Source organism: Cobetia sp. L2A1, assembly GCF_009796845.1.
Lineage (GTDB): Bacteria > Pseudomonadota > Gammaproteobacteria > Pseudomonadales > Halomonadaceae > Cobetia.
Map to the genome: position 1 here is coordinate 3,812,401 of NZ_CP047025.1, position 11,484 is coordinate 3,823,884.

Annotated in this window: 8 protein-coding genes and 3 tRNA genes; 9 read left to right on the forward strand and 2 right to left on the reverse strand. The window is 58.3% G+C overall.

Features of this window, described 5'->3' with window-relative positions; translation table 11 throughout:
• Positions 1-307: 307 nt before the first annotated feature.
• Positions 308-3,121 (forward strand): DUF349 domain-containing protein, encoded by a 2,814-nt coding sequence (locus GQR90_RS16145; RefSeq protein WP_158774988.1) that lies wholly within the window; start codon positions 308-310, stop codon positions 3,119-3,121.
• Between the two features lie 241 nt (positions 3,122-3,362).
• On the opposite strand, the gene phbB is transcribed toward GQR90_RS16145, so the two are convergent.
• Positions 3,363-4,109, reverse strand: a complete 747-nt coding sequence (gene phbB, locus GQR90_RS16150; protein ID WP_158774989.1) for an acetoacetyl-CoA reductase — start codon at positions 4,107-4,109, stop codon at positions 3,363-3,365.
• A 373-nt stretch (positions 4,110-4,482) separates the two neighbouring features.
• Between phbB and GQR90_RS16155 the strand changes: the two genes are divergently transcribed.
• The 5 genes from GQR90_RS16155 to GQR90_RS16175 all read left to right on the forward strand — a co-directional run bounded on the left by GQR90_RS16155 (position 4,483) and on the right by GQR90_RS16175 (position 6,491).
• Positions 4,483-4,559: transfer RNA gene (locus GQR90_RS16155), tRNA-Met, on the forward strand.
• 45 nt (positions 4,560-4,604) lie between these two features.
• Positions 4,605-4,681: transfer RNA gene (locus GQR90_RS16160), tRNA-Met, on the forward strand.
• Positions 4,682-4,726: 45 nt separating this feature from the next.
• Positions 4,727-4,803: transfer RNA gene (locus tag GQR90_RS16165), tRNA-Met, on the forward strand.
• A gap of 120 nt (positions 4,804-4,923) precedes the next feature.
• The gene (locus tag GQR90_RS16170) at positions 4,924-5,403 is read left to right on the forward strand and encodes an EVE domain-containing protein (RefSeq protein ID WP_158774990.1); all 480 of its coding nucleotides are present in this window, start codon (positions 4,924-4,926) and stop codon (positions 5,401-5,403) included.
• Positions 5,404-5,525: 122 nt separating this feature from the next.
• A complete protein-coding gene (locus GQR90_RS16175) occupies positions 5,526-6,491 on the forward strand; it encodes a tetratricopeptide repeat protein (protein ID WP_158774991.1) in 966 nt (321 codons plus the stop codon).
• A gap of 518 nt (positions 6,492-7,009) precedes the next feature.
• On the opposite strand, the gene GQR90_RS16180 is transcribed toward GQR90_RS16175, so the two are convergent.
• Positions 7,010-8,170: a MalY/PatB family protein gene (locus tag GQR90_RS16180; RefSeq protein ID WP_158774992.1), complete on the reverse strand. Its 1,161-nt coding sequence runs from the start codon at positions 8,168-8,170 to the stop codon at positions 7,010-7,012.
• Positions 8,171-8,281: 111 nt separating this feature from the next.
• Between GQR90_RS16180 and GQR90_RS16185 the strand changes: the two genes are divergently transcribed.
• From GQR90_RS16185 to GQR90_RS16195, 3 genes are all read left to right on the forward strand, one after another.
• A complete protein-coding gene (locus GQR90_RS16185; RefSeq protein WP_158774993.1) occupies positions 8,282-8,707 on the forward strand; it encodes a hypothetical protein in 426 nt (141 codons plus the stop codon).
• 575 nt (positions 8,708-9,282) lie between these two features.
• The gene (locus GQR90_RS16190) at positions 9,283-9,720 is read left to right on the forward strand and encodes a universal stress protein (RefSeq protein WP_158774994.1); all 438 of its coding nucleotides are present in this window, start codon (positions 9,283-9,285) and stop codon (positions 9,718-9,720) included.
• Positions 9,721-9,816: 96 nt separating this feature from the next.
• A complete protein-coding gene (locus tag GQR90_RS16195) occupies positions 9,817-11,367 on the forward strand; it encodes an alanine/glycine:cation symporter family protein (protein ID WP_199269443.1) in 1,551 nt (516 codons plus the stop codon).
• Positions 11,368-11,484: the final 117 nt, after the last annotated feature.

Below are 11,484 nucleotides of genomic sequence, written 5' to 3' on the forward strand. Positions count from 1 at the left end.
GCAACTGATGATACGGCCAGCAGACCGCACTGTCAGGTGTCGCGAGGTCACGACGTCATCACTATTATCACGACCATGATGCGTCACACGGCCCGTGATGTCGCGCACGGAGCCTTGCCAAGCCAGCCATGCGCATTCATCCACACGTGAGAACACACAAATGGGAGCCTGCGACTGATAAGATAGTGGGGTGACGAAATTCATGCGCCGTCACCCCGGAATCGATGTCGACGCTACCAAACCACGTCTATCTTCGTGACCGGCTGTTGTTGCGCCCCTCTATTTTTGCCTGGATAACCGCTCTCTCATGACCGGACTGCTTTCCCGCCTCACTGGCCGCCTTTTCACGCCTCGCTGGCAACATGCCAACCCCGCCATTCGCTCTGCTGCCACCGATCAACTTGATCCTGACATCCCGGAACAGCGCAAGATTCTGGAAACGCTGATTCTCAGCGATTCCGCTCTTGAAGTGCGCCATGCCGCTCTGACACGCATGCAGACGCCTGAGCGCTTGCTGCCGCTGCTGGATCGTGCCGATGGGTTGGTCCGCGAACGTCTGGTTGAACTGCTGAGTGGTGGGCAGGATGCTCCCTCGCTGCTGAGCCGAGAGCAACTGGTCGAGCGCTTGGATGATAGTGAGCTGCTCTCGGCTGTTGCCGCGCGTGGCGACAACCAGCAATTGCGTCTGACAGCACTGGCACGCATCGACGATGAAGATGCGCTGATCCAGCAGGCCTGCCACAACACCATCGCGGCAGTGCGTCATGCTGCAGCAGCGCGTATCACAAGCCAGACCGGCCTTGAGCGCCTTGTGCGTGATGCCAAGCGTGACCGTCACGTACAGCGTCAGGCGCGTGACACCTTGGCACGTCGCCGCGCTGATGCGCAGGAAGCCGATGCCCTCACTGTCAGCCGTGACAACCTGCTACGCCAGATGGAAAAGCTGCCCCGTCAGGCGTGGGAGGACAGCGTGCCGTCGCGCTATCGCTCACTGCTGCGCGAGTGGGAGCGACTGCCAGCCGCCGAGCACACGACTCAACAGTACTTTGAAGATGCCCGTCAGCAGGCATACAAGGTCATCAGCGATCATGAGTCACGTGAACAGGCCATTCGTGAGCACGAGCGCCTGAGCGCCAATCTGAGCACACACCTGACAGAAATCCTGACAGCCCTGACGCACGCCAGGGATGACCTGCAGAGTCGTGAACGCGTCAATGATCATGATTTCGCCAGCCTGCAAGCCCAGCGTCGTCTGCAAGGTGAGCGCTGGCGCGAGTTGACCGACCAATTCTCGGCGCCGTCTGAATTGCTGGAGCAGCATCAACGCCTGCAACAGCAACTGCAGAATCCACTGGATGCCTGGCATCGTCATCAACTGGCTCAGGTCGAACTCGACGCCGCGTTGGTCGACAACGATATCGAGCAGATGATGCGTCTGGAGCGGGAAATCGCCTGGCCATCGGGCCTGCCGATGACCGCGAGCCTCATTGCGCTTCAAGAAGCCTTGGCCAATGCTGCTCCGGCAATCTCGGATGAAGCGCAACGCGAAGACGACGCGGAGCAGCCGTCAGCCATCGACGAAGCCGCGAGCTCTGCTCTCGATGCCGCGGCACTCGACGCTGAAATCGATATGCTGGAAGCTCAGCTCGATGCTGGCAAGCTCAAGCCTGCCAGTCGACTACACCGCTCACTACGTGACCGTAGCGAAGGGAAGTTGGACGCTGCCCGTCAGACACGCCTACGCCAGCTCGGTGCCCGTGTGGCAGAGCTGCGTGACTGGCAGAATTTCGTCGCCGCACCAAAGCGTGAACAGTTGCTTGATGCCATCACCACACTGGCCGAACGCGACGATATCGGCGATGAGCAGCGTGACCGCCAGCACCAGCTGCTGATTCAGCAGTGGCGCGAGCTGGCCGATGCCGCAGCGACCCGTGAGACAAGCCAGGCCTTCCGCACAGCCTCTGACGCCATCAAGCAGCGCCTCACGGAGTACCGTGAGGCTCGCAAGCAGGCGCGTGAGCATAATCTCGCCATGCGCCAGTCACTCTGCGAGCAGCTGGAATCTCTTGACGGCCATGCCATGGACGATGCTGACCCGGACTTCCTGCGTCAGATTCGTGATCGTGCGCGTGAAGAGTGGCGCCGCCACACACCGGTACCAGCAGGCCCTGGACGCCAGCTGTCGCATCGCTTCGGCGAAGCACTCACCGCGCTACAGAGCTTGATCGATAACCGCGCGGGGCAGATTGCCGCCGCCAAGCAAGCATTGGTAGAAGCAGCTGAGGCGCTGGCCGATGAAAATTCGCCCGCGCGTCCGCGCGCCGAGCAGGCCAAGACACTGCAAACCCGCTGGCGTGAGCTGGGCCGTGCTCCCAAGGGCGAGGAGCAACGCCTGTGGACAGCCTTCCGTGCTGCCTGTGATCGTATCTTCGCTGCCCGCGATCAAGACCGCGAAGACCGTGACAGTCGCGAACAAGTCCGCCTTGATCAATGGCAGGCACTGATCGAGCGCCTCGACAGCTGGGAGCCAGAAACACTCGAAGACGCTGCGCAGCTTGATGATGCATTGAAAGAAGCTGATAGCCTCGGCGCACTGCCGCGCGGCAAGCGTGGCGACGGTATGCGCCGCCGCTGGAACGGCATCCTCAAGCGCCGCGAACAGCGCCTGGATGAGCTGCATGCTGTGCAACTACTCGAAGAATGGCAGCAATGGCGCGATCTTCTGGAGCAGCATGCTGTCGCCGACGCCAGCGCTATCCGGGGCGACATCAGCGAGGTTGAATTGCCAGACACCTCGGCATTCGACGACAACAGCCGTCAGGCCAATGCAGCACGTAACATGATGCGCCAGGCTGAACCCAGTAACTGTAGCGCCGCCAACGAGCGTCTGGCCGAGCTGCGCGTGCATCTGGCCATCCTGTTTGAAGCACCGCTGGGAACCGAAGATGAATCGCGCCGCCTGACCGTTCAGGTGGCACGCATCAATCAACAGCTAGGTGAGCGCATGGAGCGTGAAGAAGAGCTGGATGAAGTGCTGGACGCCCTGCTCGCCAACGGCCCGCTGGATTGGGATGCCTGGCAAACCGAGCTGCCACGTTTCGATGCGCTATTCAATCACTAGCAGCAGCATGTGAACCGCAGCACGTCATGACGTAGGTCAGCGCCGCACCTGAACGGCGCAATACAAAATAAGCCCCCGCCTCTCTCGAGGCGGGGGCTTATTTCATCATGGAGGAATCATCCTCCATCTGGACTCAATCAGCATGCCCTGCAAGTGCACTCTCCAGCCTCATGAACACGGGCCGGATGAACGTGAGCCGAAAGAACCAACTGGCGCGAACCAGTGCAAGGCGAGCGTCGCCTCACCCCATGAACTGACCACCATTGATGTCCAGGTTGGCGCCGGTGATGAATCCTGACTTCTCGTCGGCAAGGAAGGCGACAGCACGCGCAATTTCTTCCGGAGTACCGTAGCGCTTGACCGGAATGGTTTCACGGATGGATTCGCGAATCTCTTCCGGAATCTTCATGATCATGTCAGTGGCAATATAGCCCGGTGACAGGGTATTGACGGTGATGTTCTTGGTCGCAGTTTCCTGCGCCAATGCCATCGTCAGGCCGTGCATCCCGGCTTTGGCTGCCGAGTAGTTCACCTGGCCAAACTGACCCTTGCGGCCATTGATGGAGGAGATGTTAACGATGCGACCGTACTTGTGCTCCAGCATGTCGTTGATGACAGCACGGCAGGTATTGAAGACGCTATCGAGGTTGCAGTTGATGACCTCGCGCCATTGCTCATAGCTCATCTTGCGCAGAGTGGTGTCACGCGTGATGCCCGCACAATTGACCAGTACGGAGATCGGCCCGAAACGCTCACGAATTTCATCCACACCGGCCTGACAAGCCTCGAAGTTATCCAGCTCGATACCAGAGAGAGCGATGTTCTCGAACCCGGCAGCATGCTGCTCTATTAGCCAACCCTCTGCCTTTTCCTTGTTCCTGTACCCAGCGATGACCTGATACCCCTGGCTCGCCAGCTCACGACAAATAGCGGAACCAATACCACCGGTCCCACCGGTAACCCATGCAACGGGTGCTGTTTGCGTCATGGTGTTGTAACTCCCTGTTCCTGGAACGTCCTGTGTCCTGTAACGGACACAGCATGGCATGTTCCCGGTCAGCAACCTGCCCTTGGGCAGTTTGCCGCCTCGGTAATAACGACAATAGCGACTCTCTCCAACAGCGTGATAACCACCGTGCGCTCAACGCATTCGGCTATCAGCTTGTCCGAGGCGCGTCACAGTCCAGTATGGACAATATCCAGCCGGAAAGTATGTAGCAGATCTCTCACATGCAATGACGACTATCTCCTGAATCTCGATGGCAGGTTTGTCCTCACTCGCACATCGCAAAGTCTTTGCACCAATTACGGGATAACGGTTGACCCAGCGCTGTATATGCTTATACTACGCCCCACGTTGATGCGGGGTGGAGCAGTCTGGTAGCTCGTCGGGCTCATAACCCGAAGGTCATCGGTTCAAATCCGGTCCCCGCTACCATTGAAGAGTCAGTATTTTCAGACTTTTAGGGAACCAACGTAGTGTTGCGGGATGGAGCAGTCTGGTAGCTCGTCGGGCTCATAACCCGAAGGTCATCGGTTCAAATCCGGTTCCCGCTACCAACATCTGATGCGTCAGAGAGTTGGAGCAAAAGCAGTATCCAGTGTTGCGGGGTGGAGCAGTCTGGTAGCTCGTCGGGCTCATAACCCGAAGGTCATCGGTTCAAATCCGGTCCCCGCTACCAAGAATTCGAAAGGCTTGATGCTTATGCATCAGGCCTTTTTCGTATGCGCACAAAAAAACATGTCCAGCGCGGTAGCATGCGAGAATCTTCAGACACCATTTTCCTTGCAGGGAGTCTCGCATGCGCCATTGGCTAGTCAAGACGGAGCCCGACACCTTCTCTCTGGAAGATCTACGTCGTGAGTCTCCCGCGCTATGGGATGGGGTTCGCAACTATCAAGCCCGCAACTTTCTACGTGAAATGAGCTGCGGCGATGTAGTGCTTATCCAGCATTCCAGCTGCAAGGTGCCTGCAATAGTGGGGCTAGCCGTCGTCAGTGAGATCGCACTACCGGATCCTACTGCCAGCAATCCTGATCACACGGGGTTTGATTCTCGCCAGGTCGCTGATCTGGAAGCGGGAAAGCCACCCCGCTGGCTGGCACCGCACCTTGCTTATCTGCGCCCGCTCTCCGCCACTCTCCCCCTGCCTCGCATCAAGGCCGCTCCACCGATGGCCGAAAGCCACCTGGTAAGGCGCGCACGCCTTTCCGTGATGCCACTAAACGAGAAGGAAGTCGCCTGTATCGCCTCTTTGGCGGGCGACAGCCTGATACCCTGAAGTGCCAATGCCTGCCTCTCATGTGCGAGCACCTTGAACTCCGCTGCGTCGGCCCGCATCATCAGGCCAACCGGCTCGCTTGCGAGCCTTGAATCGCATACAGAATCTTCGGGGCATGTCTCATGATCATCGATCCCAATACCGGCAAGCCATTGACCGGAAATGACACCACTGCAGCCCAGCCAGAAGGCATTGTCGGCGCTGGCAGCGCAGCAGCCCCCCGACAGGCGGAGGATGCCAACACCTACATCATTGATGTCGACATGAGCAATCTGCAGCAGGTACTGGAAGCCTCCATGCAGGTGCCGGTGCTACTTGACTGCTGGTCACCGTCGAGCGAATCCTGCCTGGCACTGATACCGGTACTGGAGAAGCTGGCACGGGAATATGCCGGTGGCTTCATCCTTGCCAAGCTGAATGTCGATGACAACCGTGATATCGCCGCTCAGCTGGGCGTGCAATCAGTGCCGGACGTCAAGCTGGTGATGCAAGGCTCTCTGTCTGGCAACTTCACCCAGGCACTGTCGGAAGCAGAAGTCACCACGTTCCTCGCTCAGCATCAGGTGCTACCTGCAGCGGGGGGCGGCCCTAACCTGTCAGAACAGGCGGCAGAAGCGCTTGAGAACGGTGACCTCGGCACTGCCAAGGCGCTATATCAGCAGCTCGCTCAGGACGCACCGGATGTACCGGAATACCGTATCAATCTCGCCTCCGTTCTCGTGGCCGAAGGCAATGGCGAAGACGCTCGCCAGCTGCTCGACTCACTGAAGCCGGAAGATCGTGATGGCGCGAAAGCGCGCGGAGTCAGGGCGCGCATCGATTTCATCGCCGAAGCGCCGACGCCGGAAGACGTCCAGGCAATGATGGAGCGAGACGACAGTGAAGCACGCTACCAACGTGCCATGCGCGATCTGGCTGATGGTCATTACGAACTGGCACTGGATGCTCTGATCAGCCTGGTCAAGACCGATCGCCAGTACGGTGAAGACCTTGCACGCAAGACACTGCTGCGCGTATTCGATGCTCTTGGCGCAACGCATGAGCTAACGGTGCGCTTCCGCCGCCAGCTCTTCGCGCTGATGTATTGATATCGCATCACTTGAGACTTGATGCCCCTCTGCGGATACGATGCTGACGGCCATCAGACGGTAAAAAAGCGCCCCATGGACATGAGATGTCCATGGGGCGCTTTGCGATGCCGTACGTGAATCCATGAGAGTGCGTGGCGCTGCGCGGACGGTGCCTTGGCTACGCGCTATGAGCGATGACGAGACCAGCCTCTGAGTAGTGAGGGTCGCGCCCGCGCCTGCTGTGCGGTAAGCGGAAACTCCCAGAATACATCCTCAAGCGAAGCGCTGGCCTGACGCGCCAGTCGCAGACAGCCACCATGGCAGCACCACTGGTGGCAGGCAGCATACGAGACTCCCTCCCGCCAGACAGACCCTTGCCCGTTCTCTGCTGAAATCTCGCGCATCATCGCTCCACCTCCTGAATGACAGCCGCTCGTTTCGAGCGACCTCACTACAGACTTAACGATAATGATTATCAATTCAAGGAAGAGATACACAAGACTTCGATGACGTGATCTGGATCATGCTCTCGTCTGTCACTTATCTTGAGCCGCCAGCCGTTGATCCATCTGTAATAACGCCTGCTCCAGCTGTAACCGGGTAGTCCCGTAGTTCAGACGTACAAATCCCGGCCAACCAAAGTCAGCACCGTCTGACAGGGCGACATCGCACTCATCAATCAGCGTCTGCTGTGGTGAATCCCCCAGCCCAGCCTGACGCATATCCAACCAGGCAAGATAGGTCGCTTCTGGCCGCGACATGCTGACGCCGTCCCAGCGCGCCACATACGCTTCCAGCAGATCGAGATTGTCACGCAGCACGCTCAACAACTCCTGACGCCACGGCTCGCCCTCACGCCATGCCGCTTCGGTCGCTGCCATGCCAAGCACATTGGTATCGGGCATCAGGCCATTGGTTGCATCAGTGAAGCGCGCGCGTAACTCGGGATTGGTGATCACCGCACAGGCGAATGTCAGCCCGGCCGTATTGAAGGTCTTGGAGGGTGCCCACAAGGTCACGCAACGCGCTGCCAGCTTTTCATTCAAACTGGCCAAGGGAATATGACGAGCCGTCGGGTCAACGACCAGATCGGCATGCAACTCATCGGAAATCACCAGCAGATCATGACGCTCGATCAGCTCTGCCAGTGCATCGAGCTCTTCCTCGCGCCAGACGCGGCCGGTAGGATTATGCGGATGGCACCATAGCAGCAGCTCGGTCTCGGGCGTGATCGCCGCTTCCAGCACCTCCATGTCCAGACGCCAAGGGCCACCCGCTGTCAGTGGCTCTGTCAGCGGTGCCATCTGCGCCAGGCGGCCAGTCTTCTGGGCCACCTTCAAAAAGGGCGGATAGATCGGGGTCGTCGTGACCACGCCAGCACCGGGTGACGTCAGTGCCAGACTGGCCAGGTGCAGTGCCGGCACCACACCAGGTAGCCAGACAATAGCCTCACGCGGCACCTCCCAGCCATAATGCTCACGACTCCAGTCGCGCAGACTGTCGTCAAGACTGCTTGAGGGCTTGGCATAGCCGTAAACCGGATGTGCCACTCGCTCAGCCAGTGCTCGTGTCACTGCCGGTGGGGCGCTGAAATCCATGTCAGCAATCCAAAGCGGCAGGATATCGGCATCGTAGCGATCCCACTTCTGGGATGGATACTGGCGTCGATCAATAGGGGTGAGAAAATCATATTCCATGACGGGTTCTCCCTGTAGCAGGTAACGTGAGGCAGGACTCGTCATCTCGCCGATAAAAGGCTAGCGAGTACAACAATCCCTGTGGATTTACTACAGCATAAGGCTTTGCGCATGTCAGAAGACACTTTTTACCAACAGGCACAGCGGGGTCTTCCCGGCTTGCTGGTCGCCTGGCTGACCCATGGCCGAGGCGACAGTGAGCGTCTTGCCGTACTACTGGCCGATACGGCACGCGTAGCAAGCCTCGGCCAGCCTTCATCCAACCCCGATGGGGCGATGCTGGAACGCTGGGCCAATGATGGCGGTGCGCCTCTATGGGCACCCAAGGCGGCATTATTCCTGTTGATGCAGATGCCAGCGCGCCCTCTCCCCGGCGACAGTGATGCAGCCTGCGCCTGGGCCTATTGCTGGATGCGCATGCGTGAGCATGCCAGCCCCGACGCCGCGCTGATCGCACTGCCTGAACACCTGCGTCAGCCACTGGCATGGCCCATTGACGCCGCTTGGCAAGACCTTACCCACCAGCGGCTGGTGTAGCCCGATAGCGAAAGTCTACCGGTAGGCTAGCCTCGCCTGCCAACTCCCCTTCTGCGACTGCGCTTTGCACAACCTGTCGTAGTCACCTAGTGGCGGCCACCTGCTAGTGCTTGACGCGGTCGCCAAGCAAGAATGTCTTGCGCCTTTACTTTGCCCCTACCCTGACTCCTCATCCAGACCTCTCCTCGCTACTGCATATTTCTTTAGGCATTCCAGCCACCACAATTCAGCTACCGTACATAACTTCTATTTCCCGAAGTCCATGGCCTGCCGGATAACAGTCCACTCGCGCTCTGCTTGTGCACCATCACGACCCATGGTGGCAGCGCTGTCGTCTGGCAACTGGCGACAGCACCTTGTTCACAGTGGCCCAGGAATTATCAGGCACGGTAAATGCTTGAGTAGCGAAGGCTTCTCAATATTCTTTCGTTTAATCATCGTTTCATGAAGCGTTATTAACGCAGGGATTTCTGCCAGTTACGAGGAGTAAAGTTCATTCAACCGTCTACGGACGGTATTTCAACAAGAATCCGCTAGCCGCATCACAATGGCTAGCAAGCTCCTGGAGAGCCTTAATGACCACCTCCCTGATTGTCGGACTGGATGGCACACCGGGTGGCGATAGCGCCATCGCCCATGCCAAGCGGGTCGCCACCCTCATCGGGCCAGAGACCAATATCATTCTGTGTTACGTCGTTGAGTGGTCGCCCTACAGCTTCAACACGCCGGAAGAGAATGCTCAACGCGCTGGACGCCGTGAGAATGAGATCAAGCTGGCACGCGAACGCGTATTGGCACCGGCCATCGCTGAACTGGAAAAAGAGGGTTATCAAGTAGAAGGACGAGTACGCCACGGTGATGCGGCCGAGATCCTGAGTCTGCTGGCTCGCGAAGTGAATGCCGAGCTGATCATCGTCGGCCGCAAGGGTGAGAGCGTCCGCTCGCGCATTTTCGGTAGCGTCACCGCTCATCTGATTCAAGAAGCCTCCGTTCCCGTCACTGTCGTGCCCTAGCCCCATGAAATGCCCTTGGCAAAGCACTGGGCAAATAGCACACGTCATGTCCCGGCCCCCCTTATAACGACAACATGCTTCTCGAGGTTTCTTCTCATGAGTCGAATTCGCTCCCTGGCCCCCTGGGCCGCTACCATGGCAGCCTTCATCGCCAGCCTTATCGCAAGCCCTGCACGTGCTGAAGGCATGGATCAAGCCATCAGTGACATCATTGGCCCGATCGTCAATCCGATCGTCTCGTTCATCTTCTATTCCGTGCCGGTGGCAGGCACCCAGTTCCCGCTGATCGTCGGCTGGCTGATCATTGCTGCCGTCGTCTTCACCCTGTACTTCGGATTCGTGCAGTTCCGCCTGTTCGGCCATGCCATTCGTCTGGTCAAAGGGGATTACACCGACCCGAAGGATGAAGGTGAGGTCACCCACTTTCAGGCACTGGCCACAGCCCTATCTGGCACAGTCGGACTCGGTAACATCGCTGGTGTCGCCGTGGCTGTCTCACTCGGTGGCCCGGGCGCGACTTTCTGGATGATTCTTGCTGGCCTGCTCGGCATGGCCTCCAAGTTCTGCGAATGTACCCTGGGGGTGAAGTACCGCAACATCAATCCGGATGGCTCTATCTCCGGTGGCCCGATGTACTACCTTTCCAAGGGCTTCGCTGAAAACGGCAAGGCTGGTCTTGGCAAGGTACTCGCGATCTTCTTCGCCATCTGTGCCATCGGCGGTTCCATCGGCGGCGGCAACATGTTCCAGGCCAATCAGTCCTATCAGCAGGCCGTCAACGTCACCGGCGGTGATACCAGCTTCCTGATCGGTTACGGCTGGCTATTCGGCCTCGTGATGGCGGCCATTGTCGGCATGGTCATCATCGGCGGCATCAAATCCATCGCTCGCGTCACCGAGAAACTGGTCCCGATGATGGCGATCATCTATGTAATCTCAGCCCTCATCATTCTCGGCTTCAACTTCAGCGCGATTCCGGATGCCTTCAGCGCCATCATTGAAGGTGCCTTTGCTCCAGTCGCGGTCGGTGGTGGTATCGTCGGCGTACTGATTCAGGGCTTCAAACGTGCCGCTTTCTCCAACGAAGCCGGTATCGGTTCTGCTGCCATTGCTCACTCTGCGGTCAAGACATCCCAGCCGGCCACTGAAGGTATCGTTGCGCTGCTCGAGCCGTTCATCGATACCGTCGTCATCTGCACCATGACTGCATTGGTTATCGTCATCACTGGCGCTTACCAGGTCGAAGGCCTTGGTGGCGTTCAATTGACCTCCTACGCCTTTGAAACCGCCTTCCCGTGGTTCCCGTATGTGCTGGCACTCGCGGTACTGATGTTCGCCTTCTCTACCATGCTGTCCTGGTCCTACTACGGCCTGAAGGCATGGACCTACCTGTTCGGTGAAGGCAAGGGTTCTGAAATCCTCTACAAGCTGATCTTCCTTGCTTTCGTCGTCATCGGGTCGTCCATGAGCCTGGGGCCGGTCATCGACTTCTCCGATGCGATGATCTTCGCCATGTCCATCGCGAACGTCATCGGCCTCTACTACCTGATGCCAGTCGTGAAGCGCGAGCTGAGCCAGTATCTGGCCAAGGTAAAGTCCGGCGAAATAGCACCGGTCGACAAGAAGGCCAAGCGTCAGAACGCCTGATGGCAGCATGTTACGTACTGTGGATCAGACACTGAGATAGGCTTTCTGGCCGCAACATGCTCCAAGCCCCTGCCTGATGGCAGGGGCTTTTGCGTTTCTGAACACACAATTCAGCAA

What these genes read in the sequence shown, in the direction of transcription:
- phbB (WP_158774989.1), bottom strand. Translation starts at nt 4,109, where the DNA reads ATGACGCAAACAGCACCCGTTGCATGGGTTACCGGTGGGACCGGTGGT.
- GQR90_RS16195 (WP_199269443.1), top strand. Translation starts at nt 9,817, where the DNA reads ATGAGTCGAATTCGCTCCCTGGCCCCCTGGGCCGCTACCATGGCAGCC.
- GQR90_RS16190 (WP_158774994.1), top strand. Translation starts at nt 9,283, where the DNA reads ATGACCACCTCCCTGATTGTCGGACTGGATGGCACACCGGGTGGCGAT.
- GQR90_RS16170 (WP_158774990.1), top strand. Translation starts at nt 4,924, where the DNA reads ATGCGCCATTGGCTAGTCAAGACGGAGCCCGACACCTTCTCTCTGGAA.
- GQR90_RS16180 (WP_158774992.1), bottom strand. Translation starts at nt 8,170, where the DNA reads ATGGAATATGATTTTCTCACCCCTATTGATCGACGCCAGTATCCATCC.
- GQR90_RS16175 (WP_158774991.1), top strand. Translation starts at nt 5,526, where the DNA reads ATGATCATCGATCCCAATACCGGCAAGCCATTGACCGGAAATGACACC.
- GQR90_RS16145 (WP_158774988.1), top strand. Translation starts at nt 308, where the DNA reads ATGACCGGACTGCTTTCCCGCCTCACTGGCCGCCTTTTCACGCCTCGC.
- GQR90_RS16185 (WP_158774993.1), top strand. Translation starts at nt 8,282, where the DNA reads ATGTCAGAAGACACTTTTTACCAACAGGCACAGCGGGGTCTTCCCGGC.